Source organism: Campylobacter sp. 2018MI10 (genome assembly GCF_018501175.1).
GTDB lineage: Bacteria > Campylobacterota > Campylobacteria > Campylobacterales > Campylobacteraceae > Campylobacter_E.
Genome location: NZ_JAHCZD010000003.1, coordinates 58443 through 84980 on the forward strand (window position 1 = coordinate 58443; position 26538 = coordinate 84980).

23 protein-coding genes are annotated in these 26538 nt (G+C 27.4%); 11 read left to right on the forward strand and 12 right to left on the reverse strand.

The genetic code is table 11. The annotated features are described in order from the left end of the window. Positions 1–2: 2 nt before the first annotated feature. Positions 3–1232, forward strand: a complete 1230-nt coding sequence (locus tag KJR01_RS02260; protein WP_214116609.1) for a glutamate-5-semialdehyde dehydrogenase — start codon at positions 3–5, stop codon at positions 1230–1232. Between the two features lie 9 nt (positions 1233–1241). Here the strand turns inward: KJR01_RS02260 and rimI are convergent, their stop codons facing one another. The 12 genes from rimI to KJR01_RS02320 all read right to left on the reverse strand — a co-directional run bounded on the left by rimI (position 1242) and on the right by KJR01_RS02320 (position 12588). Further along, the gene (rimI, locus tag KJR01_RS02265) at positions 1242–1682 is read right to left on the reverse strand and encodes a ribosomal protein S18-alanine N-acetyltransferase (RefSeq protein ID WP_214116611.1); all 441 of its coding nucleotides are present in this window, start codon (positions 1680–1682) and stop codon (positions 1242–1244) included. After that, the gene (locus KJR01_RS02270; protein ID WP_336606890.1) at positions 1679–2662 is read right to left on the reverse strand and encodes a DUF2156 domain-containing protein; all 984 of its coding nucleotides are present in this window, start codon (positions 2660–2662) and stop codon (positions 1679–1681) included. Before KJR01_RS02270 ends, rimI begins: the two co-directional genes overlap by 4 nt. Before the next feature lie 534 nt (positions 2663–3196). Then, a complete protein-coding gene (gene pth, locus KJR01_RS02275; RefSeq protein WP_214116613.1) occupies positions 3197–3733 on the reverse strand; it encodes an aminoacyl-tRNA hydrolase in 537 nt (178 codons plus the stop codon). Continuing rightward, a complete protein-coding gene (locus KJR01_RS02280) occupies positions 3730–4266 on the reverse strand; it encodes a 50S ribosomal protein L25/general stress protein Ctc (RefSeq protein WP_214116615.1) in 537 nt (178 codons plus the stop codon). The genes pth and KJR01_RS02280 overlap by 4 nt, the downstream gene beginning before the upstream one ends. Before the next feature lie 59 nt (positions 4267–4325). Further along, the gene (locus KJR01_RS02285) at positions 4326–5510 is read right to left on the reverse strand and encodes a type IV pilus twitching motility protein PilT (protein ID WP_214116621.1); all 1185 of its coding nucleotides are present in this window, start codon (positions 5508–5510) and stop codon (positions 4326–4328) included. Positions 5511–5519: 9 nt separating this feature from the next. Then, positions 5520–6485, reverse strand: a complete 966-nt coding sequence (locus tag KJR01_RS02290; protein ID WP_214116623.1) for a transaldolase — start codon at positions 6483–6485, stop codon at positions 5520–5522. Then, entirely contained in the window at positions 6485–6985 is a 501-nt protein-coding gene (locus KJR01_RS02295; RefSeq protein WP_214116625.1) for a chemotaxis protein CheW, read from the reverse strand. Before KJR01_RS02295 ends, KJR01_RS02290 begins: the two co-directional genes overlap by 1 nt. A 4-nt stretch (positions 6986–6989) precedes the next feature. Continuing rightward, complete coding sequence (locus KJR01_RS02300; protein ID WP_214116627.1) at positions 6990–9362, reverse strand: hybrid sensor histidine kinase/response regulator; 2373 nt, start codon at positions 9360–9362, stop codon at positions 6990–6992. 11 nt (positions 9363–9373) lie between these two features. Next, entirely contained in the window at positions 9374–10318 is a 945-nt protein-coding gene (locus KJR01_RS02305; protein WP_214116629.1) for a chemotaxis protein, read from the reverse strand. A 2-nt stretch (positions 10319–10320) separates the two neighbouring features. Beyond that, complete coding sequence (locus KJR01_RS02310; RefSeq protein WP_214116631.1) at positions 10321–11049, reverse strand: UDP-2,3-diacylglucosamine diphosphatase; 729 nt, start codon at positions 11047–11049, stop codon at positions 10321–10323. Further along, positions 11049–11528 (reverse strand): transcription elongation factor GreA, encoded by a 480-nt coding sequence (gene greA / locus KJR01_RS02315; RefSeq protein ID WP_239802743.1) that lies wholly within the window; start codon positions 11526–11528, stop codon positions 11049–11051. Before greA ends, KJR01_RS02310 begins: the two co-directional genes overlap by 1 nt. A 4-nt stretch (positions 11529–11532) precedes the next feature. Further along, the gene (locus KJR01_RS02320) at positions 11533–12588 is read right to left on the reverse strand and encodes a lipid-A-disaccharide synthase (protein WP_214116633.1); all 1056 of its coding nucleotides are present in this window, start codon (positions 12586–12588) and stop codon (positions 11533–11535) included. A gap of 90 nt (positions 12589–12678) precedes the next feature. Between KJR01_RS02320 and KJR01_RS02325 the strand changes: the two genes are divergently transcribed. The 10 genes from KJR01_RS02325 to KJR01_RS02370 all read left to right on the forward strand — a co-directional run bounded on the left by KJR01_RS02325 (position 12679) and on the right by KJR01_RS02370 (position 26537). Continuing rightward, the gene (locus KJR01_RS02325) at positions 12679–16215 is read left to right on the forward strand and encodes a S6 family peptidase (protein ID WP_214116635.1); all 3537 of its coding nucleotides are present in this window, start codon (positions 12679–12681) and stop codon (positions 16213–16215) included. A 169-nt stretch (positions 16216–16384) separates the two neighbouring features. Beyond that, entirely contained in the window at positions 16385–16951 is a 567-nt protein-coding gene (locus KJR01_RS02330) for a FecR family protein (protein ID WP_214116637.1), read from the forward strand. Between the two features lie 14 nt (positions 16952–16965). Next, a complete protein-coding gene (locus KJR01_RS02335; protein WP_214116640.1) occupies positions 16966–17859 on the forward strand; it encodes a FecR family protein in 894 nt (297 codons plus the stop codon). Then, positions 17856–19142 carry a surface lipoprotein assembly modifier gene (locus KJR01_RS02340; RefSeq protein WP_214116642.1) on the forward strand — a complete coding sequence of 429 codons (1287 nt, stop codon included), beginning with the start codon at positions 17856–17858 and terminating at the stop codon, positions 19140–19142. Before KJR01_RS02335 ends, KJR01_RS02340 begins: the two co-directional genes overlap by 4 nt. Positions 19143–19154: 12 nt before the next feature. Continuing rightward, positions 19155–19817 (forward strand): Type 1 glutamine amidotransferase-like domain-containing protein, encoded by a 663-nt coding sequence (locus KJR01_RS02345; protein WP_214116644.1) that lies wholly within the window; start codon positions 19155–19157, stop codon positions 19815–19817. A gap of 131 nt (positions 19818–19948) precedes the next feature. Further along, on the forward strand, positions 19949–21130 hold the full coding sequence (gene mqnF, locus KJR01_RS02350) for an aminofutalosine deaminase family hydrolase (protein ID WP_214116646.1): 1182 nt from the start codon (positions 19949–19951) through the stop codon (positions 21128–21130). Continuing rightward, positions 21127–22131 (forward strand): tRNA 2-thiouridine(34) synthase MnmA, encoded by a 1005-nt coding sequence (gene mnmA / locus KJR01_RS02355; protein ID WP_214116648.1) that lies wholly within the window; start codon positions 21127–21129, stop codon positions 22129–22131. The genes mqnF and mnmA overlap by 4 nt, the downstream gene beginning before the upstream one ends. Positions 22132–22140: 9 nt before the next feature. Beyond that, on the forward strand, positions 22141–24219 hold the full coding sequence (locus tag KJR01_RS02360) for an RNA degradosome polyphosphate kinase (RefSeq protein WP_214116649.1): 2079 nt from the start codon (positions 22141–22143) through the stop codon (positions 24217–24219). 178 nt (positions 24220–24397) lie between these two features. Then, positions 24398–25273 carry an aspartate carbamoyltransferase catalytic subunit gene (locus KJR01_RS02365; RefSeq protein WP_214116651.1) on the forward strand — a complete coding sequence of 292 codons (876 nt, stop codon included), beginning with the start codon at positions 24398–24400 and terminating at the stop codon, positions 25271–25273. Between the two features lies 1 nt (position 25274). Beyond that, on the forward strand, positions 25275–26537 hold the full coding sequence (locus tag KJR01_RS02370) for a dihydroorotase (RefSeq protein ID WP_214116653.1): 1263 nt from the start codon (positions 25275–25277) through the stop codon (positions 26535–26537). Position 26538 lies beyond the last annotated feature (1 nt).

Below are 26538 nucleotides of genomic sequence, written 5' to 3' on the forward strand. Positions count from 1 at the left end.
AAATGATTGATATTTTATGCAAGAATGCAAAAAATGCAAAGACTAAATTAGCTAAGCTTAATTCAAGTATTAAAAAAGAAGTTTTAAATTCTTGTGCTGATGAAATACTTGCAAATATTGATGGTTTATTAAAAGCAAACCTTAAAGATATTAATGATAATTCAAATCTAAAAAGTGCTTTTGTAGATAGATTAAGACTTAATGAAAATAGAATAAATAATATGATAAGCACTTTAAGAAATGTCGCTTTACTTGATGATGTAGTGGGTAGGGTGGTATTTGGAAAGACTTTAGAAAATGGTCTAAAAATGCAGCAAATTAAGGTGCCTTTAGGAGTAGTTGCTATTATTTTTGAATCTCGTCCTAATGTTTGCGTAGATGCTTTTGCACTATGTTTTAAGAGTTCTAATGTAGTGATTTTAAGGGGTGGAAAGGAAGCTTTAAATACTAATTTATTTTTAGTTTCAATTTTTCAAAAGGTATTAAAAAGATTTGATTTAGATGAGAATTTCGTTCAGATTGTAAGTGATACTAACAGGGATTTAGTAAAAGAGCTTTTAAGGGCGAATGATTATATAGATATTGTAATTCCAAGGGGTAGTGCTAGTTTGATTAATGAAGTTAAAAATAATAGCCTAATTCCTTGCATTCAAACAGGAGTAGGGAATTGTCATATTTATGTTGATTATAATGCGAAAATAGATGATGCTATAAATATTATAAATAATGCTAAAACGCAAAGACCAGGGGTATGTAATAGTGTAGAGACTTTACTCATTAATAAAAATATAGCTAGTGAAATTTTGCCTTTATTAGAAAGAAAAATGCCTAATGTAGAACTTAGAGTTTGCACTAAGTGTGAGAAATTTTTAAAAAATTATAAAAAGGCAAATGATAGTGATTGGGAAGAAGAATTTGAAGATTTAATACTAGCTATTAAAATAGTAGATGATATTAATGAAGCTATACTTCACATTCAAAAATACAGCACAAATCATTCAGAAGCGATAATTTCTCAAGATTATACTAATATTAATAAGTTCTTAGATGAGATTGATTCAGCAGTTTTATATGTAAATGCTAGCACTAGATTTAGCGATGGTGCGGAATTTGGCTATGCGGCTGAAATAGGAATAAGCACTCAAAAACTTCACGCAAGAGGTCCTATGGGATTAAATGAATTAACAACTACAAAATATCAAATCATAGGAAATGCTCATATTAGAAAATAAACTTAAAGCCTAATTTTTAGGCTTTAATATAAGCGTCATTTTAATACCATCTTCATTGCTATAATAATTTTTTAAGATTTTTTCTTCTTTAAATTGAAGTTTTTTATATAAATTAATAGCATTTATATTGCTTACTCTTACTTCTAAAAATATCTTTTCTTTATTTAATACTTTAGCATTATTAATTAGTTCTTCGCATAATTTTGTGCCTATTTTTAAACCCTTAAATTCATCTTTTATCGCTAAAGAATATATTCTAATACTATTTTTATAAGTAAGCTTCATAATATATCCAGCTACTTTTTTATCACATAAAAAAATAAATATATTTTCTTTTTTTATGTGATATAAGAAATTATTTTTACTTAACTTAAAACAATCATTTTTAAAACATTCTTCTTCAATTAGCAAAAGGTCTTTTAAATGAGTTTTAGTAGCTTTTATAATCATAGTTTTTGATATATTGTGTATTTTGGTATGATTTTTTCTGGACGATACGACATTTTAACTTTTTTTAGGTTTTCAAAGCCCATATCATCTCCTACATTTATATATTTACAATCATATTTTTCTTTTAAAACTTTTGAAAATTCTCTAAAGATAAATTGAGCACAACCTAAAGTTTCAAAATCAGTTTTTTCAATCAATACACTTGCTGTATCGCTACATATTTTTTCACCTATTGTAAAGCCTTTTAATTCATCATCAATATAAATTACTAAGCCATCTAGTCCTAATGTCTCGTAATCTTGTAAGCATTTTTTAATCGCTAATCTTTCTTGATAAATTCCATCTAAAAACGCATCTACTTCTGCTTTTGGAACATATTTAATCCTATCGCTTACCCATTTATCAAAAAGCATTTTTATATCATCGCTATGTTTTTTACAATCTAATGTCTGTAAAAAATAATTTGGATATACTCTTTTAAATTTATTAATTTCGGTTCTTTTAGTGTGATAAGCATTACCCCTAAGCTCTATTAAATCATCGCTTACATATATATAATCTGCTAATTTTTTTTCTATTATATAATTATCTAGTGAGCTAAACATAACTTCACCTTCATTTGTATGGGTAATAAATCCTTCTAAGAAGTTATCACAAACATATTCAATTTTAGAGTAATATGTAGAAGTATTGTTTTCATTCATAATCTTAAAGCATTCTGGTATGCTATCATAACAATCTTGAGGTTTTCCTAGTGGTGGTAATAACATAGATAATTCTCCACCATTCATAACAAATAAGCAAAATGTATTATTGATTATTGAATAAAATCCACTAGCTTTAGAAAGCCAAATATAGTTCGCACAAAATGAATAATCACTGACATTAACATCAAAATCCTTTAAGTATTCTTGCATAATTGGTTTTGTTTTTAAGTCAAATGATTTTAGTGTATGTCCTTGTAGTTTTATCTCTGCCACTTTAATCCTTTTTTTAAAAAAATGTCGCGATTATAGGTTATTAAAGTAACTTATTAGATATAATCAATTAGCTAAATTAATTATTTTCTAAGTGTTTTATAAATAGTTCAAATTAGAGAATTTGTTAATTTTTACTTTTATATTTTTAGAAATATATGTAGATTTTGACTATATTAAGTTTTTTATAAATTCTATTGTTGTGATTTAATCATATAAGTATATTTTTAAATTCATAAAATTAACTTTTTAAACATTTATAAATATTTAATGAGTATTTTGTCAATGGAATTAATTGATAAATAATTTTATATTTGTAATTTAATTTATCTTATTTTGAAAAATTTTGTTTTTAAATAAACATTTTAAATAGGCTTTAAATATGATTTATTTTAAGTCTATACCACGATTATTATAAATTGTAATTTATTTATGAGTTTGGCAAAACTACAATAACTAAAATATTAGGCTATTTAAATACATATTTGTATTATTAATTATTTAAGAATAATGATTTTATTAATTATTTGAAAGTGTTTAATTATGAAATTTATTTTGAGTCTTTAATATATCATTGTCTAAAAGATATTCTAAAGCGTCTTTTGAATAATTTAAGAAGTTTTCTAATTCTTTTTTTTCATTTTCATTAAAATTGTCAAGAACATAATTAATAACTTCATATTTTAAATCAGGTTTTCCAATTCCTAATCTAATTCTTTCATAATCATTACCTATAAAGTTATCTATGGATTTTAACCCATTATGACCACCAGAACTACCACCTTTTTTAATTTTTAGCTTAGAAAAATTTATATCCATTTCATCGTGGCATACAATTATTCTTTCTGGTTTATAAAAATCTACAACCTTCTTTACACTTTCTCCTGAATTATTCATGTAGGTTAGTGGTTTAAGTAGTAATATATTTTGTTTTTTATAAAGTTCTCCATTGCAGTTTAAACTTTGTTTAGTATAAGAAGAGTTAAGTAATTTATCAATTAACATAAAGCCTAGGTTGTGGCGAGTATTTGCATATTTCTCGCCAGGATTTCCTAAGCCTACTACTAAAATCATCTAGCTTTTTCAACTCCAACAACAGCTACACGACCAGCGTCAATAATTTTTACATTATCAGCAACTTTAATATCTCTTACTAATAAAGCATCACCAACATCTAAATCAGTTACATCTAATTCAAAGAAATTAGGTAAATTTTCTGCTTTACATTTTACTTTTAAGCGGCGTTTTGATTGAATTAATACACCTTTATTTTTAAGACCTTTTGCAGTTCCTACAACTTTTACTGGAACCATATAAAAGCTCTCAACACCTTTTAGTGCTATTTTTAAATCAACGTGCTTAATTTCGCTAGTTACTGGATGGTGTTGATAATCAACAATTACAACTTCATAAGTTTTACCATCAACACTAACAGGGAAAATTAATCCGTCTTTTTTACGAACTTCTTTAATAAATTCGTTTGTTTTAAATACCGCATGGATATTTTCAACGCCTTTGCCATAGATATTAGCAATTAGCATACCATCTTGTCTAGCAGCTTTAGCTGACTTTCTACCAATACTCTGTCTAATTTGTCCTTCTAACATAAAATGTCCTTTCAAAAAAAATAAGTGTGAATAATACTATAAAAAGTTTAATAAAAATATTATTCTTCTTGAGAAGCAAGTTTAAATTGAAAACCAGTGCTTACATTAGATGATGATTTTTTAGCTTCTCCAAATTTATAACCATCAATTAATACTTTCAAGTCATTTGCATTACTTGCTTTATCATACGCTTCTTCTTCTGTAATTCTTCCTGATTTATATAGCATTAGCAAATGTTGGTCAAAACTTTGCATTTTCATTGTGCCTTCTTTTAATACATCGCCTATTGAGTTTTCCCTACCTTCTAAAATAAGTCTTTTTATACGCTCATTTCCTCTTAAAACTTCAATAGCAGCTGTTCTTTTTCCATCTGTGGTTTTACATAATCTTTGAGAAATAACAGCCTTTAATACTCCAGAAAATGAACTTCTAATTCTGTTTTGCTCTTCTTTAGGGAACATTCCTAAAACCCTATTTAATGTTTCTTGTGCATTAATTGTGTGAAGTGTGCTTAAAACTAAGTGTCCTGTTTCTGCTGCGTGCATTGCTACTTCAATGGTTTCTAAATCTCTCATCTCACCTACTAGAATAATATCAGGGTCTTCTCTTAAAGCTGCTCTTAGTGCATCTTGAAAGCTTAAAGCATCTTGTCCTATAGCTCTTTGATTTACTATTGATTTTGCAGGTTTATATTTAAATTCAATTGGGTCTTCAATAGTGATAATATGTCTATGGTAGTTTTGATTGATATATTCAATGATTGAAGCAAGTGTAGTCGTTTTACCACTACCAGTTGGTCCAGTAACTAATATTAATCCCCTTGTTTCTGTTGTTGTTATATCTTTAATAACTTCTGGCAGTTTTAATGCTTCAAAACTTGGCATAGTATCAGGGATTGTTCTAAAAACAGCACTAGGTCCATTCATTGTAAAAAATAAATTCACACGAAAAGAGCCTTTGTATTTAAATTTATCTTTATTTTTAGGCTCATAAGAGAAGTCTATATTTTTATTATCTACAAATCTTGTAAAATCTCCCCTTGTTAGGGCTTTACATAAATCTAACATATCTTCTCTTGATATAATATCGGGTGCTATTTCGCTAATTTCTCCATTTACTCTACCTTTTGGATTTAGGTTTGAGCTAAGGTGTAAATCACTTCCACCAACTTCAATTAAGGTATTTAACCAACCATCTAAATTATCTCTTAATTCCCAACGAATATTTTCTAAATCTATTTCCATTAATAACCTTTAAAGACTTTCTAAAATATCTATATATGCTTTTTCAAATTGGATTAATCCATCTTCTAAAAGTTTTTTGCAAGCGGCATTATACTCAATTTCGTTTATAGTTGAGAATATAAAATCTTTTGAATTTGAAATTATTTCTTGATTTAAATTCTTTATAGTTTTACTAGGTTTATAGGCATTTATAGCATTAATTGGAGCTGTATTTATAGTGTTATTAAATTCTAGTTCTTTTAAATAATAATCTTTACTTAAATCATTACTTTTTGTTCCTGTACTTGCAAATAAAGCTCTTATATTTTCACTATCTACTTTAGATGCTGAATAAATTGCGTTTTGAATTCCTATTTGGTTTTTAACACTAAATCTATTATTTAATAAACTATCAACTCTGCTTACAAAAATACTAACTACACCTTTATTAATTATTCCATTAGGATTTTTTGCTTTATATTTTTTCATACCTTGTGCTATTGCATCATTACATTTTTTTGCTTGTTCGTAAGAAAAAATCAGTGTAGCATTTATGCTAATTCCATAACTTGCCAATGTATTCATAACTTCATATCCTGCATTAGTTGCCGGCACTTTTATCATTAAATTTGGCATATTTATTAAATTAGCAATCTTTAAACCTTCTGCAATACTAAGACCTGCATTATTGCTATTTAGTGGATTTATTTCAAAACTAATAAAACCATTATTGCTATCTTTTGCATATAAATGGCTCATTTTAATAGCTGCTTTTTTAATGTCTTCTAAGGCTAGAGTTAAAAATAATTCTTCTTTATTTTTTATATTTAATTGCTTAATTCTTTCTTTATAATATGCTGAAGTAGTAATTGCATTTTTAAATATACTAGGATTACTAGTAGCACCATTTATAGTGCCACTAGCTAGCATTTGTAAAAATTCATTATCTAAAAAACTATTTTCAATAAAATCACACCAAATGCTATATCCACTCATTAAAAATCCCTTTTCATTAAAGCTTCAACTTTTAATATAGTTAAAATGCTATTTTCTTGCTTGCCAATCCCATCAATCATACCTTTTTCTTTAAGTAAAGTTTCAGGTGGTTGGTCAATATTGCTTTCTTTAATTTTGATAGCTTCTGTTAATTTATCAATAACAAAACCGATATTTCCTTCTTCACCTTTTAAAACTATATATCTTGTATGTTGAGTATGTTTTGAACTACCCAAGCCAAAACGCTTTGCAAGGTCAATTAATGGAATTACATTACCACGCATATTGAATACTCCTAATACATAATCAGGAACGCTAGGAACTCTAGTGTATTCAATAGGCTTTATGATTTCTTGTATGCTTAGAATTGGAATTGCATACTCTTCTTCATCAATCATAAATCCTACTAATTGTCTAATTTGTTCTTCTTTTACATCTCTACCAGAAGCACCTTTAACTTGTTCTTGTTGTCTATTTAAAACTTGATTTAATCTTTCCATTACATTATCCTAATTTTAAATTCTTTCTTACTACATTTTCTAAATATTCATAAGAATAAGGCTTTGTAATATACTCAGTCATTCCTACTTCTACGCCTCTTAATCTATCACTCTTGCTAGTTCTACTTGTAACAGCAATTAGTGGTAGATTTCTATATTTTGCATATTTTCTAATTTCTGCTGCTAGTGTGTAACCATCCATTCTTGGCATTTCAATATCAATTAGCATTCCATCTATTGAATGCTCGCCACTTTTTACTATATTTAAAGCTTCTACACCATTGCTTGCTTCAATTACTTTAATTCCAAGTGGTTCTAATGCTTTTTTCATAATTCCTCTATCAATTTGAGAATCATCAACAGCTAAAACTACATAATCACTTGGTTTTTCTTTTGAAACTTTAGCACCACTTTCACTACTTGCTTTAATATCTACTTTAACATCTTTTGCCATATCCATCATTGCACCAACATCAACTATTAATGTAACATTACCATCTCCACGAATGGTTGAGCCTGCAATTCCTGTGATATTTTGTAAATAATATCCCATAGATTTAATTACAACTTCTTCTTGACCTATTAAAGTATCTACTATAATTCCAAGTTTAGAAGCTGCTGCACCAACAACAACTACATAAGCTTGTTCGCTATTTTCAAGTACTTGTTTTACTCCAAATAAATCACTAAGTCTTACAAGTGATAAAACTTCATCTCTAAGTCTTAAAACATTTTTGCCTTCAATTGTATAAATATCATCAATAGCAACTCTTACCGTTTCAAGAACACTAGCAAGTGGAATTGCATAGAATTCTTCTTGAGTTTTTACAAGTAGTGATTGAATGATAGCTAGTGTTAATGGGATTTTTAGTTTTATAACCGTTCCTTTTCCTAACTCGCTATCTACTTCAATAATACCATTTAGCTTATCAATGTTTGTTTTAACAACATCCATTCCAACACCACGACCACTTACATTTGTTACTTGTTTAGCAGTTGAAAATCCTGGTTTAAATATAAGTCCGAAAGCCTCTTTATCGCTCATATTATCAGCTTCTCTTTCGCTAATAATTCCTTTTTCAATACCTTTAGTTTTTAATACTTCAGCATTAAGTCCTTTACCATCATCAGCTATTTCAATTACTATGTGATTTCCTTCATTGTATGCTTTTAGCTGAACCGTTCCTCTTTCTGGTTTGCCTGCTGCAATTCTATCTTCTGCTGATTCAACTCCGTGATCGCAAGAATTTCTAATCATATGCATAATAGGATCGCCTATTTCTTCTACGATTGATTTATCAAGTTCTGTTTCTTCACCTTCAAGTTCAAGCTCAATTTGTTTTCCTAAATCACGGCTTAAATCTCTAACAACCCTTGGGAATTTGTTAAATACTTTTGCAATTGGTTGCATTCTTGTTTTCATTACAGCTAATTGAATATCAGTTGTTACTACGCTTAATTGATTTACAACTTGATTTAATTCTTCTATGAATTTTTCGCCTTCATATCTTTCTTCAACATCATCATAGATTTTTAAAAGTCTATTTTTACCCAATACAAGTTCGCCTATTAAGTTCATTAGGTTATCAAGTCTTTTTACTTCAACCCTAATAGTTTGCTCCATATTTGATGAGTTGCCTTTATCAGCAGCTACAGGTGCTTGTTTCGCATTTCTAGCTTCTCTTGTATCTTGTTTTTCACTAGCTCTTTCAGAGATTTTTTCTACCGGCTTTTCAACAGGTGTTTCAACTACTTTTTCAACTTTTTTAGTCTCTACCACTGCTTCTTGTTGTTTTTTCTCTTCTCTTCTTGCTTTATCTTCAGCTTTTCTTTGTTTTAACAATCTTTCAATTTCAGCTTCTACTTCATCAGCACTTAAAGAATTTACATCTACTTCTTCTTCATTACTATTTGAATCTTTTTCAATTAATTCTTCAATTTTTTCATTTAAACTTTTTGGCTCAGCCTTAACTTCGCTTAAAATTTTACCCTCGCTAATTGCAGTTAGACGGCTACAAATTGAGCTAATATCCATATTTATTGCTGTATCATTGCCATTATCTTTAATACAATGTAATAAGTCTTTCATCATATCAATTGATTCAAGCACAACATCCATAATATCAGGAGTTATTAGCAATTCTCCGTGACGAGCTTTGTTTAAAACATCTTCCATATGATGAGTTAGTTTTGTTAAAACATCAAAGTTTAAAAAGCTTGAACTTCCTTTAACAGTGTGAGCAACACGGAAAATGCGGTTTAGCAATTCTAAATCTTCAGGATTACTCTCAAGCTCAACTAAATCGTGATCTATTTGTTCAATTAATTCAAAAGCTTCTACTAAGAAGTCTTCTAATATCTCTTGCATATCTTCCATATTTACGCTCCTTACTTATTAATATATGATTCAATTACTCTTGATACTTCTTTGTAAAATACATTAGCATCAAATTTGGTTAAAAAGGCATCTCCACCTACATCTTTACTCTTCAGAGTTGAAAATTCGTTGCTTAAAGATGAGTTGAAGATAATTGGAATACCTTTAAATCTAATATCTTCTCTAACTCTTGAAGCGAAGTGAAATCCGTCCATTTGTGGCATTTCAACATCACTAATAATAACTTTTACTTGATTAGCAATGTCGCCTTTGTATGCTTCATAAAGTTCATTCATTTTATTAAGTCCATCTACACCATCTTTTGCTTCAATTACTTTAAAGCCCATTTTATCAAGTGCATCGCGAACTAATTTTCTAGCAGTTGAGCTATCATCTAATACAACTGCTGTTCCTGTCATTTTTTTGATTTCTTTTTCTTCTATATCAATTTTTGGAGAGTAAATTCCAAGCTCTTCAACAATTCTTTCAAGGTCTAAGATTAATAAAACTTCATCATTTTCAATCTTAGCAATTCCTGTTATTTGACTTTTATCAAATCCGCCTGTATTTGTTGAAAAATCAGAACCTCTAATATCACTTGCATTAATTCTTCTAATTCTTTTTGCTTCATGAACTATAAAACCTATCATAATATTTGAAAATTCAGCAATAATAATTCTAGGTTTTAATACCATATCTTTTGGCTCAATTATATTCATCCATTTAGCTAAATTTATTACAGGAATTACAACTCCTCTTAAATCAAATACTCCTTCAATATATTCAGGAACACCTGGTAATTCTGTAAGTGCAGGTATTTTTATGATTTCTTTAACTTTAGCAACATTAACTCCATAAATTCCTTCATAGACTTTATGTTGTCCTTGTTTATAGATACGAAAATCTACAAGTTCCATTTCATTAGAATCAGCCTTTAAGACTTTATCTTCTGCCATATTTACTCCTTTCTGGGTAAGTTATATTTTTTTATAAAGCCATATTCTAGTATAAAAAAACTTCGGTCATTTGCAAAAGCTTCTAAATTCTTATATTTTATATTTTCTAAGCAATACTCATCTCCTTGATGAAAGTGCCCTTCTATTATATAATCAATATTTACGCCTTTTTTTATAAAAAAATTTTTATATTTTTTAATTCTAAATTCCATTAATTTTTTAAAAAAATTTAATTTTTTATATAGCTTTTTTACCTTTTGTTGATTGCAAATCTTTTGATAAATTTTATCAAAACTTAAAATATTTAATAAATTTAATATAAAAATTACAAAGCTAAATCTTAAAAATCTTAAAGCTATTTGAGTGATGATTGGTAAGAATATATCTCCGTGAGATATAGCAAAAATCTTATTGTTATAAGTTGCTAAAATTGGTTGATTTTTAATGATTTTTACATTGTTAAAAAGCTTAGTTAAATTAAAATCATGATTTCCTTCAAAATAAATAATTTCTATTTTTAAAGCTAAATCATCTAATGCTTTTATAATATCTAAATTATCGTTTTTACAACTTGAAATTCCACCTATTAAAAGATTAAAAATATCTCCTAGAAGTATTACTTGTGGTGGATTAGTCTTTTTTAAAAAATCTATAAAATCTACAAAATCAAGCCTAGTGCTATCATAATGCACATCGGCTATAAAAATTGCTCCTTCTTTTAATACAAGCATTAAATATCAAGCTCTTTATAATAAATTTCAAGTATTTCATAACTAGCTTTACCTTTAGGTAATACTACATTAAACTCATCGCCTTCAACTTTACCTATCATAGCTTTTGCTATAGGTGAGTTTATACTAATATAACCTTTATCTAAATCGCTTTCACTATTTCCTACTATGCTAAATGTTTTTTCTTCTTCTGTATTTAAATCCATTATCAAAACCGTGCTACCAAATCTTACTTTATCGTGATTAAATTCTGCTGGATTTACTATCTTAGCATTTGCTAAAATTTCGCTAAGTTCTGCGATTTTGCCTTCTAAAAAGCTTTGTTTTTCTCTTGCTGCGTGATATTCAGCATTTTCTTTTAAATCTCCGTGAGACCTTGCAATATCAATTTCTTTTACCACATTAGGACGCTCAACTACCTTTAAATGCTCTAATTCTTTAAATAATTTTTCATATCCTTTTTGTGTCATCATTTCCATACTATTACTCCTTGATTAATTTTGCTAAATTATTTGCTATTTCACCTTTAGTTAATTCTCTTAATTTTTTTGATTTTTCTAAAAATTCATCTTTATTTGCATTTTCAAATGCTTTTAATAACTCTGTCTTATCTAAATTTTGAATGAATTCTTTATGAAATTCGCCCAAATTAAGCTTATCAAAAATAATATTACAAAGTCCAATAAATTTGATTTTTACTAAAGTTTTTGCTATGAAATAATCAATCATTTTAGCCTTATAACATAAACAAAAAGCATTTCCAATAAGCCCTGCTTCAAGACTTGCAGTCCCACTGCAAATATAAGCAAACTCGCATTCTTTTAAAGTAGCCTTAGTATCATATGAGATAGTAAAGCCGCTTAAATCCCCATATAAATCTAATCTATCTTTTAAAAAATTTGGCACACAAACTACGCATTCATAGTCTTTAAAATCTTGTTTTAAATTCCTAAAAATCGGCATTAAAGATTTGATTTCGCTTTTTCTTGAACCTGGTAAAAAGGCTATTAATTTTTTAGAATTTGAGTTTTCTTTAAAATAATCTTTCAATGCTTCATTGCTTGGATTTCCAAAATAATGAGATTTTTTAAAATACTGATTTTCAAAAGGCAAAATCCCAATTAGCTCATCACATAAACTCTCAACTACCTTAATCCTACCTTTTTTCCAAGCCCAAACTTGTGGTAAGATAAAATAAATAATTTTGCCTTTAAAACCTGCTTTTCTTAAGGCTTTTGCAAATGGTATATTAAAAGCAGGAGAATCAATTAATAAAATCTTTTCAATTTTGTCATTAAGTGCTATTTGAACCAAATCTTTTATAGCTTTTTTTGCTTTTAAAATAAGTGGCAAAATCTGCACAAAACCCATAGCATTAAATTCTGTAAAATCACAATAATTATTAGAATTTAAAATAGGAATTTCATTTTTTAAATTAATATCATAAATCCCGTATAATTCTATATTATCTAATTTTTTTAATATATGTTTTAGATGAGAATTTGCAGAATTTTCTAAAGCTATGCTTAATAATTTCATATTTTTTCCTTTAATAAAAATTATTCTTTAAAGAGAATTTAAAGTATATTGATATTATTATAAAACATAATTTTAATATAAGGAGCCACTATGAAAATCAAATATAGTGCCATTTTACTTAGTGTTAATTTATTTGCAGGTGTTGTAAATCCTAATTTTGCTTATCAAGATTATTTAGATTTTGGAAATAACAAAGGCAAATTTAAAGTAGGTAATAATATAGAAGTTACAGATATTTATGGAAAAACTATTGATTTTAAAGTTCCTATGCCAAGTTTTAATGCAGCAAATACTACAGGAGATTTGATGGGCGAGCTTACTAATATAGGTGGCTCTTTTGCAATCACTGCAGCTCATATGATTAGTCCTACATATAGACCTTATTTAATACAAAAAGATAAAGAATATGAATTTGGCTTAGTAAAATCAAAAGTAGTAGCAAGTGATACAAATTTTAAAGATTATCTTAAATGGAACAAATCTTGTAGTGAATTAGTTCAAGTTGATGATTTAAAAGATTTTGCGGTAATTAAAATGAGTAAATTAAATATCAATGAAAGTGCAAAGCTAATTGATAAAGAATTTTATTTTAAAAACACAAATGTTAGTGAAAATTTAAAAAATGACCAAAATGTAATATATCAAGATAAGTATTTTAATAAAAATAGTTCTAGTAAGTGGGATATTGATGCTTATAAAGAATATATTAAAACAAGCGGTGAAAAAGATGATAATAATATAGGAAAAGGTGAAATTTTAAATAATCCAGAAAGATTTAGCGTATATGCAAGAACTGGTAGTGGAATTCAAAAAATTGGTAATATTAATACAAATATTTTTCCTAAAAAAGTAGCTGATCCTTCAGAGTTTTTAACCGGCGGAATTTTATATGTAGATGAAGATAAAAGCAAAACAGAAACAGGATATTTACATTTAAGTGCAAAGGATTATTATAAAGATATAAGGCTTGATTTTTCAAATACTTCAGCTCCAGGAGATAGTGGAAGTGCTATTTATGTATGGGATAATCTGAAAAAAGAATGGCTAGTAATTGGAGTAGTTAGTAGAAGCGATTGTGGTGATGATAATACAACTTGCTCTTATACAAAATATGCCCTTATAAATAGTTTTATAATTAATGATTTTAAGAATGATTTTACTGCTACTTTAAGTGGTAATTCTTATAATTCAAATGATATATATTCAAATATTAAAGATAAATATAATGAAAATAATAAAGATTTAGTATTTAGTAAAGCTGCAAGTATTGCTTTAAACAATAATGAAAATTTTGGCTCAAGTGTGTTTTATTTTAAAGATAATTCTACTTTAAATGGCGAAGAAGTTTTATTGGGTGGAGTTGTGATAGATGATGGTAAGACACTTAATTTTAATGCAAAAACAGCAGCTAATGATAATTTGCATAAAATGGGAAAAGGAACGCTAGAAATTAGCAAAGAAAGTGCAGGTGGATTAAGAAGTGGCGAAGGGCTAACGATTTTAAATACAAGCAATAAAGCGTTTAGTTCAATTTATCTTCTAAACAATGCAGGGCTAAAAATAACTAATGCAAATCAAATTAATAATGCTAATTTAGTTTTTAATGGTGGATATTTGGATTTAAATGGAGTTGATTTAAGTTTTGATAAAATTCAAGCAAATGATTTTAGAACTAAGATTATTAATTCAAATTCTAAAAAATCAACTCTAAGTATAAATAACACTAATGATATAGGTATTTATCATGGACAAATTAGCGATAATATTAATTTAAAACTGAATAATTCTAAGACTTTTGTATTTGATGGAGAAATAAAAGCTGATGAATTAAGTGTAAATGGTGGAACTACGATATTACAAGGTCATCCTTTAGAGCATTCTTATTTTCTAAATCAATCTTTAGCTAATTCTTTAGGTGTAAATACTGCTCCTAATACAAATACTCAAGATGAATACGAAAATAGAACAAGCAAAATAAATAATATAAATCTAAATAATTCAACCTTTAAAATATTAAAACATAGCAATTTAACATCAGGTAATATTACTTTAGATAAATCAAATCTTAGCATAGGAGAGAATTTGATTTATCTTGATAAATATGATGCAAATCATATAAATAGCTCTTTAGTATTTACTTCTTTTGCTAATGAGTTTAGTTCAGTTGCAAAAGATATTGAAGTGACTGCAAATGTGAAATTAAAAAATAATTCAACTCTTAGCATTATGAATAATTCTAATTTTAGTGGTTCTATAATCACAGAAGATAATAATTCTACTTTAAACTTAAATAATGCAAATATTGATGCAAATATAAATGTAGCTAATTTAAATGCTAGCAAGACTAATTTTATGTTTAGTTTAAACAATACTCTAATATCAAGTATAAGCACACTAGGTGGGCAAAATACTTTTATGATTAAACCTGATTTAGCTAATGCTAATAAGTTTTTATTAGCAAGTCTTGTAAATACTAACAATACTATTAATAATGATTATTTAAAAGCACTTGATTATAAAGAAAATATCAGTATTTATACACCTAATGTTGAGTTTGTTAATGAAAATGGCAAAGCTAATTGGTATTTAGTAAAGGTAAATAAAGAAGATATTGAAAATACAACTCCTATTGTGCCAGAAACAAATCCAGAACCTAAACCAGAACCTACTAAACCTAACGATGATTTAAATAAGCCTAGTGTTAAAGATTATTTCTTCGTTCAAGAAAATAAAGAAGTTACACAAATGATTGATAGCTCGTTAAATCAAGTATTTTTTAGCTATGTATTAGAATGGAATAACTTGCAAAAAAGAATGGGGGAATTAAGAAATAACACAGATGCAAATGCTGGAATTTGGTTTAGAGCTTATACAGGTCAAAGCTCTTACGAACACGCAAACAAGACTAAGTTTTATGAAATGCAATTAGGTGCTGATAAATTAAATCAAGGCAATAATTATGTAAATTACACAGGGCTTATTTTTAATGCTAGTAAATATAGTTTAAGTGATAATTTAGATGGCAGTATAAAAGGTTATGGTTTTGGAGCATACTCTAGCACTATATATGATAATGGATTGTATTTTGATGTAATAGCAAAATATATAAATTATAAAAATGATTTTAATTTATATGTTAAAAATCAAAACGAAGTTACAAATTCTTTAAAACCAAATAATTCTTATACTTTTTTAGCTAGTGCTGAGATTGGATATAGAAAAGATTTTAATAATTTTTATTTAGAACCACAAATTGAATTAATAACAGGTTATGTAAGTAAGCAAGAATTAACAAGCAGTGATAAAAAATTATATTTACAATCAGATTCTTTTATCCCACTTAATTTAAAAACAGCTATTTTTACAGGTTTTAATAAAAATGATTTATCACTTAGAGCAGGCGTTGGACTTGCTAGTGATTTGGTAAATAATTCTAAGAAAACTATAAAAGATTTAGATACTATAAGCATTAATAATGGTAAAAGAGATTCAAGAGTATTTGTTAATTTATCAAGCTCTTATAAGCTAAATAATCGTTCAAATATAGGCTTAGAATTTGAAAAAACATTCGGTGGTAATCTAAACATAGATTATAGCTTTAACCTAGTATATAGATATAACTTCTAATCTTCTTTCATCACAATAAGATAAAAATTATTGTGATGAATTATTTATAAATTTATTATTTTATAAATAAAATTTACTTTTGATTATATTTTTTATTTAATATATTTTTAATTTATAATTAAAGTTAATATCATAAAATCACTGATTAAATCTTAAAAAAGGACTTATTATGCGTATTTTGCTTTTATTGGTGTTTTTTTCAATTTCATTAGTTGCTAATGTTGGAAGTATTGTAAATTATGTAGGAGATGTTGAGGTTTTAAGAAATCAATCAACAATTAATGTAAATCATAAAAATTATGAGCTATTAGAAAACGATATTATTCTTACTAAAAATAATGCAAAAGTTCAAATAAAATTTATAGATAATACTACTCTTACTTTAGGTAAAAACTCAACTTTACAAATCAATAAATATTTAATTAATGGAGCAAATTCTAAAGTGAATTTGAAAGCTAAAAAAGGAAGCTACGATTTAGTAAGTGGAGAGATTTCTAAGCTAGCTAGACAAAACTTTACTTTCCAAGCAAATACAGCGACCATTGGCATTCGTGGAACTAGATTTAGTGGAGATGTTAATAATGGTTTTGTTAATTGTATTTCAGGAGAAATTGAAGTTGGAGTAGGCGGTAAAAAATATAATTTAAAAAAAGGAGAGAGATTACACTATAAAAATTTAGGAATTATCAAATTAGAAAAATTAAAACCAAGTAGTTTTAATGTAATCAAATTATAAAAATAGGAGAAAATATGAACAAAATAGCTTTAATTGTGTTTGTAGCAAGCTCACTTTTCGCAAATATTGGAAAAATAGTTACATTAAGAGGAGATGTTGTAATTTTAAGTGACAACAAAGAAAGAATTGCAAAAACAAATGATATTTTAGAAGAAAATGACAAAATAATCACAAAAAATAATGCAAAATTACAAATTAAATTCATAGATAATACAATAGTTACGCTAGGTAAAAATACAACTTTAAATATTAAAGATTATGTAATTGATGGTAAAAAATCAAAAGTAAGTCTTGAAGTAAATAATGGGCATTTTAAGGTAATATCGGGAAATATTTCAAAAATAGCTAGAAAGAATTTTGAATTTCAAGCAAAAACAGCGACGATTGGAATTAGAGGAACCGTGTTTGTTGGAAGTCTTGGAAAGGTTGATAAAGTAGGTTGTTTAGAAGGTGCAATAGATGTTAAAGTAGGAAATAAAACTTCTTTAGTTCAAGCAGGAAATCAATTAAGATTTGATAATGATAAGGTTATTAAGATTGAAAAGATAGTGCCTAAGGAATTTGAAACTATTAATACAGGTAAAGAAAGTCAAGTAAATACTAAACAATCTTATAAAAATAGTGAAAGTTTTAATGAGTTTTTAAATTCTAAAGAAGAAATGATAAAAGCAAAACAAGAATACTATCAAAATAAAAATTATCAAGATTATAAAAATAATTATAAATACAATAATGAAAGAATAAAGGATTTAGATACTAATTCAATATCTAAAGATATCATTAAAATATGTAATGGCAATACTTATTGCATACAAAATAAAATAAATTATGCAAATAAGGGATATTTAAATGGTAAAGACTATCAAAACAATAGGCAAAGAAATTCTACTTACGGGGTTCAAAAATGATAAAAAAGATTATTTTATCATTTTTAATAAGCTCTCTTGCTTTTGCTAATTATATAGATGAGTTTAATAAGAAAAATTATAAAAAAGCTTTAGAATTAGCTAAAGCTCAATGTGAGATTGATTGTAGTGATGAAAAACTTAACCTAATTTTGGCAAAAAGTGCTGAAAAATTAAAAGATACAAAAGAAGCAATTGCAGCTTATGATAGGGTTTTAATTATTAATGAAAACAATATTGAAGCTAGATTTTCAATAGCTAATTTGTATTATGAAAATAATAATCCTGAACTTATGAGAGATGAATTAAATTATATGCTAAATAATTTGGATTTAAGTTCTACTCAAAAAGTTAGAATTAATAATATGCTAAATAATTTAGATAATTTTACAAAAGAAGTTGCTAAGCCTTATTTTATAGGACTTAATTTGGGTTTTGCTTATGATACAAACCCACTTTATGGCAATGATAATTTCACTGATTTTGTTGGTGAGAAGATTAGAAATTTTAAAAATGAAAAAGCAAGTGGTTCTTTAAGTTTTAATTTTAATATAGATGGTGCTTATAATTTAGATTTAGGAAATAATTATTTTGCAGAGCTTTATGCGAGTTTAAATAATAAAAAATATTTAAAAAATAAAAGCGAAAATTATCCTGATTTAAATGTATTAACATTAGCAATTAATCCAAGCTATGTAAGGGATAATCACAAAATTACTCTAAATGCTAGTTATGATTTTGTATTACTTAGAAGAGCTGCGTTTTTGCATAGCTTAAATATGGGTATTAATTATGAAAATAATGTAAATGATAATTATTTATATTTAATTTCTTATGATTTATCTAAAGGAATATTTGCTGATAGTATGGATAAAGATTCTAATTTTATCCATCATTCTTTAGGTCTTAATAATGTTTTTGCATATAATGATAATATTTATTATTTTAATTTAAATTATGATTTAGAAAATGCAAAAGATAGTTTTAGTGCTAATTCTGATTTTAAAAATTATGGTATAAAAATCGGGGCTATTATTCCTATATTAAATAAAGTTAGTTTTAAGCCAAGTTTTGGTTATAATCATACAATTTATAAAAAGGTTGATTCATCTTATTATTCAAAAAGAAAAGATAATGAAATAGTTATTTCTAGTATTTTTGATTATAAATTAGATTATAATCAATCTTTGAGTTTCGCTTTGATTTATGATAAGCAAAATTCAAATCATAATTTTTATGATAGTTTAAATTATACAAGTATGATTAATTATAGATATGAGTTTTAAAAGGAAAATAGTATGAGAAATATTTTATTATTAAGCAGTGATAGATATAAAAACTTAGATTCTTTTGATTGGTGTGCTAGTATATTAAATGATTTTTTTGCTAAAACTAAACAAATAGCTCTAGTTCCTTATGCTCAAGTAATTGATGGATTTGATGAATACGAAAAAACTCTTAAAAATAAAATAAACTCAAAAATAGTTTCTATACACAATGACCCTATTAATATATTAAACGATAGCGATGGGATATTAGTAAGTGGCGGTAATTTATTTGTTCTTTTGCATAGATTACAAAAGCTAAATTTATTAGATATTTTAAAAGATAAAATAGAAAATTCTATAACCTATGCTGGTTGGGGTGCTGGGGCTAGTGTATTATCAGAAGATATTAAAACTTGTAATGATTTACCTATATTGTATCCTAGTAATTTGCAAGCTTTAGGTATTTTAAAATACCAAATAATCACTGAATATATCCCTCAAGATAGGGAATATTCAATGAAGCTTTATGAATATTTTAAGCTAAATCAAAATTCTTCTGTTTTTGCTCTGCCGTATGGTTCTGCTCTTAAAATTCATAATGATAGTGCCTTAGTAATGGGTAATGAAGGGGTTTTAAAATTATCTGAATATTATGAGCAATACTTTAAAATTGGTGATTTTATCAAGCTTTAATACATATTTTTAATCAAAAGAATTTAAATTATGGATTAAATTTTTATCTAAAAAGGATTTTTATTATCCGATTTGCTATTTTTAACAACATTTATTAAAAAAAGTTTCGTAATATTTCATAAAGGAAAAAAATGATTAAAATTATGAAAACTAAGGCTATTTTAGACTTTAGCCAAGATGAATTTTTACAAACCAATAAAGCTTTAGTATTTGATGAAGAGATTATTAAAATATGTGATTTTAACAAGGCTTTAAGTGAATACAAAAACGCTCAAATAATTGATAAAAGCGAATATATTTTAAGCCCAGTATTGTGCAATTTGCATTCACATTTGGAGTTTTGTCTATCTAAGCTTTATTATGGAGATTTTGCAAAATGGCTTGAGAGCATTATCAAAAATCGTGAAGCGATAAATAAAGATTTATTAAGTAAAGAGATTAATAGACAAATTGAAATTCTAATGCAAAGCGGGGTAGGGTATCTAGGCGAAATTTCAAGTTTTGGAGCAAACCTAGAAATCCTATCAAATAGCAAGATAAAAAGCATTATTTTTCACGAGATTTTAGGTGCTAATGATGAAACTTTAAAAAACAATATTAAGAGTTTTGAAGAGAGATTTTCAAGATTTTCAAACCTTAATAACCATATATCATTGCATAGTCCTTATTCAATTTGCGATAAGACTTATGAATACGCACTTAATTTTGCTAAGAAAAATGATTTATTAATCAGCACACATTTTTTAGAAAGTGCTTATGAAAAGGAGTATTTGCAAGGCAAAAGTAATGCTTTAAGCAATTACTTAGCTAGATTTAATCCTAGTTTAATTGCTAAGGATTTTTTAAGTGGATTTGATGATTTAAGAGCTATTTTTACTCATTGTAATTATGTTGATGATTTTAGTATTTTTAAATCTCATCATATAATCACGACTTGTCCTAAATCAAATAGATTTTTAGGCTCTCGTGCAATTAAGCTTAAAAATCTTTTAGCAAATGATTTAAATCTTAGCATAGGCACAGATGGGCTTAGCTCAAATAATAGTTTAAATATGTTTGATGAGCTAAGAGCTTTTATATTTACTCATAATGAATTTGAATTAAACGAATTAGCTTACATAATTTATAAGGCGGCTTGTTTTGATAATTCTCATTTATTTTTAAATGGCTTAAAGCCATTAAGCAATGGTGCTAAGGCAGATTTTATCTTGCTAGATGATTTTGGCTATGATAAGGATAATGTATTAGCTCAAATAATTTTAAGAACGAATAAAATAAAAAATATGTATTTAGATGGAAAGGAAATTATATGAATGTAGTTTTAGCAATGAGTGGTGGGGTTGATAGCTCTTATACAGCTCTTATGCTTAAAGAAAAAGGTTTTAATGTAAGTGGTGTTTATATGAAATTACACAATCGTTTAAACTACCACGAAAAAAATATAGAAAATGGACAAAGAGTGGCTGATTTTTTAGGAATTTCTTATGATATTATTGATTTTACTGATGAATTTAGCAAAGCAGTTTTTAATCCATTTATTAAGACTTATGAAGATGGACTTACTCCAAATCCTTGTGCTTTATGCAATCAAAAAATAAAACTAGGAGCATTATTAGACTATGCTAAAAGCAAAAATGCAAAGTTAGCAACAGGACATTACGCTCAAATAGAAAACAATATGCTTAAAAAAGCCGTAGATTTAAGCAAAGACCAAACATATTTTCTAGCAAATGTAAATAAAGAAAGTCTAAATTATGTGCTTTTTCCACTAGGGGATAAATTTAAAAAAGACATAAAAGAACAAGCACTAAAAATCCCTATGTTAAAATCAATCAGCGAACAAAAAGAAAGCTCTGAAATATGTTTTGTAACCACAAATTACACCGATATTTTAAAAGATTATGTAAAAGTTAATCAAAAAGGCTTAGTAAAAAATACTAAGGGCGAAGTTGTAGGAGAGCACGAAGGCTATATGCACTATACTATCGGTAAAAGGCGTGGTTTTAGTGTAAAAGGTGCATTAACTCCACATTATGTATTAGAAATTGATGCGAAAGAAAATGTAATAATAGTAGGTTCAAAAGAAGAATTATTTGTAAAAGAATTTCAATTAAAAAATGTAAATGCTTTTTGTGATTTTGATGAGATTGATTGCAAGGTAAAAATCAGATATAACACTAAAGAAGTGCCTTGTAAATTGCTAAAAAATGAAAAAAAAGTATTATTAGAAGAAAGCGTATATGCTTTAGCAAAAGGACAATTAGCAGTATTTTATCAAGGTGATTTAGTAGTAGCAAGTGGTTTTATAAATTAAGGATAATTAATGAAGAAGGAATTGGTTTTTAATAGAGAATTATCGTGGCTCAAGTTTAATTCAAGGGTGCTTGATCAGTGCAATAAAAAAATACCTTTATTAGAAAAATTAAGATTTATTAGTATATATTGCACGAATTTAGATGAGTTTTATATGATTAGAGTTGCTGGACTTAAGCAACTTTTTGCAGCAGGAGTAGTGCCACAAAATGAACTACCACCATTAGAGCAATTAAACGCTATTCGTGAATATTTACACGCAGAAAAAGACACTTTAGAACAAAATTATTTTTCTATAATGAGCGAATTAGCAAAAGTGGGTGTGGAGCTTAAAACTTATAATGATTTAACAAGAAATCAAAAAGGCAAAGCTAAAGAATATTTCTTTAGCACCATAATGCCAGTAATTGTTCCTATTGCAGTAGATTCAACGCACCCATTTCCACCACTTAATAACCTATCTTTCTCACTAGCTGTTAAGTTAAAAAGCGAAGATGAAAAGCACGATAAATTCGCTATGGTTAGAATTCCTAGAGTATTGCCTAGATTTTTTGAAGCTGATAGGGGGCTTTTCGTTCCTATTGAAAGTGTGGTAAAAGAGCATTTAGAAGATATTTTCCCAGGTTTTACTATGGTAGAAAGTGCAGCTTTTAGAGTAACTAGAAATGCTGATATTATAATTGAGGAAGAAGAAGCAGATGATTTTATGATGCTACTTGAGCAAGGCTTAAAACTTAGAAGAAAAGGTGCTTATGTTAGAATTCAAATTGAAAGCGGTGCTAGTGAAGAGATTAAAAACTTTTTAAGCATACATTTAAAAGTATTTAATAAAGATATTTACGAATACAAAACCCCATTAGCCCTATCATCAATGCTACAAATCGTAAATAATAAGCAATTAAGTCATTTATGCAATGCTTCTTATGTGCCTAAGATTTTGCCACCATTTGATGAGAATGTAAGTATATTTGAAGTAATTGATAAGCAAGATATTTTATGCTATCAGCCTTATGAGAGTTTTGACCCAGTTGCAAGTTTTATCAAAGAAGCTAGTAAGGATTCAAAAGTAATATCAATTAGAATGACCCTATATCGCTTAGAAAAAAACTCGCAAATTATTAAGGCTTTAATGGACGCAGCTAATGATGGAAAGCAAGTTACGGTTATGGTTGAATTAAAGGCTCGTTTTGATGAAGAAAATAACCTTTATTGGGCAAAAGAATTAGAAAACGCAGGAGCTCATGTAGTATATGGAATAGCAGGGTTTAAAGTGCATGCAAAAATTACTCAAGTAATTCGCCAATTAGATGATGGCACGCTTAAATTCTACGCACATTTAGGCACGGGTAATTATAACGCCGCTACTGCTAAAGTATATACTGATATTAGCTTTTTTACATCTAATTTTGATATAGCAAATACTGATATTACAGCGTTTTTTAACATACTTACAGGCTATTGCAAAAATAAACGCTTAAAAACTCTATCAATGAGCCCGTTTCAGATAAAAGAGCAGATTTTAAAAATGATAAAAACTGAAAGCCTAGCAGGTAAAAAGGGTGAAATTATAATGAAGATGAACTCGCTTGTTGATGAAGACATTATAAAAGCACTTTATGAAGCGTCAAACAAAGGTGTAAGCATTGATTTAATAGTTCGTGGGATTTGTTGTCTTAAACCAAATCTTAAAGGATTTAGCGAAAATATAAGAGTAAGAAGTATAGTTGGAAAATATCTTGAACACGCTAGGATTTTTTATTTTAAACACGCAACTCCACAATATTATATAAGCAGTGCTGATATGATGCCAAGAAATCTTGAGCGTAGGCTTGAACTAATGACACCTATATTAAATGAGAGTTTGCACGCTAAATTAGCAGAGATTTTAAGACTTCAATTAAGTGATAATCAATTAGCTTACACGCTTGATGAGAATGGTATTTATACCAAGATAGAAAAAGATGAAAAAGCTCTTGATTCTCAAGAAACTTTTGAAAACTATGTAAGTGGAATTTATAAAAGCTTTAAAAAAGGTCGTGATAAAGCAAAAGCCAATCAAATGGCACAAAAATTCTTTAGAGAGAATTAAATATTTTAGGAATTTAAATTCCTAAAATATATTTTTACTAAAATTTATAAAAATTAATTTTATTTTAAGTTTAAAATATTATTATTGACAGATTTTTTTGAACTTCACTTATACAATCCCCTTTATTTAAAATTGTTTTCTAATGGCGGTTAGGCCTTACTCTCGTGGGAGAAGGACAATGCGTGATTATTTAACAACTAAAAATCTTAGCAATGATGATTTTTATACGCTTATAAAAAAAGCTTTGTATTACAAACAACACGATGGCTTTTTTAAAAATTATGAAAATCAAATCATAGCTAATTTATTTTTTGAAGATTCTACAAGAACAAGGACAAGTTTTGAAGTTGCTGAGCTTAAGCTTGGCTTTAGAGTGCTTAATTTTTCTGCTAGTAGTTCAAGTGTAAATAAAGGCGAGAGTTTATATGATACTTGCAAGACTTTTGAAAGTCTTGGAACTAGCGTTTTAGTAATTAGACATAAACAAAATAATTATTTTGATGATTTAGTAGGACTTAATGCTAAAGTGGTTAATGCAGGTGATGGAAGTGGAGCACACCCATCTCAATGTTTGCTTGATTTAGTAACGATTTATGAGCATTTTAATACTTTTAGTGGTTTAAAAATAGCAATAGTTGGAGATATAAAAAATTCTCGTGTAGCAAAATCAAACAAAGATGCGCTTGAAAGACTTGGAGCTAAAGTATTTTTAGCTGCACCTCCTATTTATCAAGATAATTCTTATAATGAATACTATAAATTAGATGAAATTATAGATGAGGTTGATGTTTGTATGCTTTTACGCATTCAACACGAAAGACACGATAAAAATGAATTAGATTTAGAAAAATATAGAAAATCTTTCGCACTTACAACTAATAATTATAAAAGATTAAAAAATGATGCAATCATAATGCACCCAGCCCCAATTAATCGTGGAGTAGAGATTGATAGTTGTTTGGTTGAATGTGAAAAATCAAAGATTTTTACCCAAATGAGTAATGGTGTATTTGCTAGAATGGCAATACTTGATTATGTATATGAAAGGATTTAAAATGCTTCTTAAAAATTGTAATGCATTTATAGATAATAAATTTGTTGAAACTGATATTTTAATTGAAGGTAAAAAAATAGTAAAAATAGCTCCTAATATTGATTATAGTGGAGAAATAATTGATGTTAAAGGTAAGCTTGTTAGTGCGGGTTTTGTTGATATTCATCAGCATTTAAGAGAGCCAGGATATTCACACAAAGAGAGCATAAAAACAGGCTCAATGGCGAATGCAAAAGGTGGAATTACTACAGCTTGTGCTATGCCAAATCTAAAACCTGTGCCTGATACTTTAGAGAATTTAAAACTTGAATTAGATTTAATTCAAAAAGATTCTTGTATGAAAGTTCTTCCTTATGGAGCTATTACTATGGAAGAAAAAGGTCAAAGCTTAGTTAATTTTAGCCAATTAGCTCCTTTTGTTTTTGCGTTTAGCGATGATGGAAGAGGTGTTGCAAATGCAAAAATTATGAAAGACGCAATGAAAGAATGTGCGAAATTAAATAAATATGTAATTGCACATTGCGAAGATTTAGACCTAGTTGAAGGCGGTCATATGCACGATGGAGTTCAGTCTAAAAAATTAGGAATTAAAGGAATTTCAAGTTCAAGCGAGAGCGTGCAAGTTGCAAGAGATATGCTACTTTGTAAAGAATGCAATTCAAATTATCATGTATGTCATATAAGTGCTAAAGAAAGTGTTGCGATGGTTGAGTTTGGCAAAAAACTTGGAGTAAATATAAGTTGTGAAGTAACTCCACATCATTTAATTTCTTGTGATGAAGATATTAAAGAAGATAATGGAATGTGGAAGATGAATCCGCCTTTAAGAAGCAAAGCTGATAGAGATTATTTAATAAATGCTTTAAATGAAGGCATAATTGAAGTAATAGCAACAGATCATGCACCACATTCAAAAGACGAAAAGCAAGGTGGATTTAATAAGGCTTATTTTGGAATTATAGGAAGTGAGTTTGCGTTTTCATTGCTTTATACAAAATTAGTAAAAACTAATTTAGTAAAACTTGAGACAATTCTAAACGCTTTTAGCACTAATCCTAAAAAAATATTTAATTTAGAAAATGCAGGGGAGCTTAAAGTTGGTTCGATAGCTGATATTGTAGTAATTGATTTAGATAAAACTTGGGAATTAAAAGAAGATGAAATCGTTAGTTTAGGCAAGAATACGCCTTATTTAGGAAGTGTATTAAGCTCAAAAGTAGAGCTTACAATTTGTGATGGAAAAATTATTTTTAAAGGAGAATAAA

Excerpts from the sequence above, each read along its gene's own strand:
- KJR01_RS02260 (WP_214116609.1), top strand. The coding sequence starts at position 3 with ATGATTGATATTTTATGCAAGAATGCAAAAAATGCAAAGACTAAATTA.
- rimI (WP_214116611.1), bottom strand. The coding sequence starts at position 1,682 with ATGATTATAAAAGCTACTAAAACTCATTTAAAAGACCTTTTGCTAATT.
- pth (WP_214116613.1), bottom strand. The coding sequence starts at position 3,733 with ATGATTTTAGTAGTAGGCTTAGGAAATCCTGGCGAGAAATATGCAAAT.
- KJR01_RS02280 (WP_214116615.1), bottom strand. The coding sequence starts at position 4,266 with ATGTTAGAAGGACAAATTAGACAGAGTATTGGTAGAAAGTCAGCTAAA.
- KJR01_RS02285 (WP_214116621.1), bottom strand. The coding sequence starts at position 5,510 with ATGGAAATAGATTTAGAAAATATTCGTTGGGAATTAAGAGATAATTTA.
- KJR01_RS02290 (WP_214116623.1), bottom strand. The coding sequence starts at position 6,485 with ATGAGTGGATATAGCATTTGGTGTGATTTTATTGAAAATAGTTTTTTA.
- KJR01_RS02295 (WP_214116625.1), bottom strand. The coding sequence starts at position 6,985 with ATGGAAAGATTAAATCAAGTTTTAAATAGACAACAAGAACAAGTTAAA.
- KJR01_RS02300 (WP_214116627.1), bottom strand. The coding sequence starts at position 9,362 with ATGGAAGATATGCAAGAGATATTAGAAGACTTCTTAGTAGAAGCTTTT.
- KJR01_RS02305 (WP_214116629.1), bottom strand. The coding sequence starts at position 10,318 with ATGGCAGAAGATAAAGTCTTAAAGGCTGATTCTAATGAAATGGAACTT.
- KJR01_RS02310 (WP_214116631.1), bottom strand. The coding sequence starts at position 11,049 with ATGCTTGTATTAAAAGAAGGAGCAATTTTTATAGCCGATGTGCATTAT.
- greA (WP_239802743.1), bottom strand. The coding sequence starts at position 11,528 with ATGGAAATGATGACACAAAAAGGATATGAAAAATTATTTAAAGAATTA.
- KJR01_RS02320 (WP_214116633.1), bottom strand. The coding sequence starts at position 12,588 with ATGAAATTATTAAGCATAGCTTTAGAAAATTCTGCAAATTCTCATCTA.
- KJR01_RS02325 (WP_214116635.1), top strand. The coding sequence starts at position 12,679 with ATGAAAATCAAATATAGTGCCATTTTACTTAGTGTTAATTTATTTGCA.
- KJR01_RS02330 (WP_214116637.1), top strand. The coding sequence starts at position 16,385 with ATGCGTATTTTGCTTTTATTGGTGTTTTTTTCAATTTCATTAGTTGCT.
- KJR01_RS02335 (WP_214116640.1), top strand. The coding sequence starts at position 16,966 with ATGAACAAAATAGCTTTAATTGTGTTTGTAGCAAGCTCACTTTTCGCA.
- KJR01_RS02340 (WP_214116642.1), top strand. The coding sequence starts at position 17,856 with ATGATAAAAAAGATTATTTTATCATTTTTAATAAGCTCTCTTGCTTTT.
- KJR01_RS02345 (WP_214116644.1), top strand. The coding sequence starts at position 19,155 with ATGAGAAATATTTTATTATTAAGCAGTGATAGATATAAAAACTTAGAT.
- mqnF (WP_214116646.1), top strand. The coding sequence starts at position 19,949 with ATGATTAAAATTATGAAAACTAAGGCTATTTTAGACTTTAGCCAAGAT.
- mnmA (WP_214116648.1), top strand. The coding sequence starts at position 21,127 with ATGAATGTAGTTTTAGCAATGAGTGGTGGGGTTGATAGCTCTTATACA.
- KJR01_RS02360 (WP_214116649.1), top strand. The coding sequence starts at position 22,141 with ATGAAGAAGGAATTGGTTTTTAATAGAGAATTATCGTGGCTCAAGTTT.
- KJR01_RS02365 (WP_214116651.1), top strand. The coding sequence starts at position 24,398 with ATGCGTGATTATTTAACAACTAAAAATCTTAGCAATGATGATTTTTAT.
- KJR01_RS02370 (WP_214116653.1), top strand. The coding sequence starts at position 25,275 with ATGCTTCTTAAAAATTGTAATGCATTTATAGATAATAAATTTGTTGAA.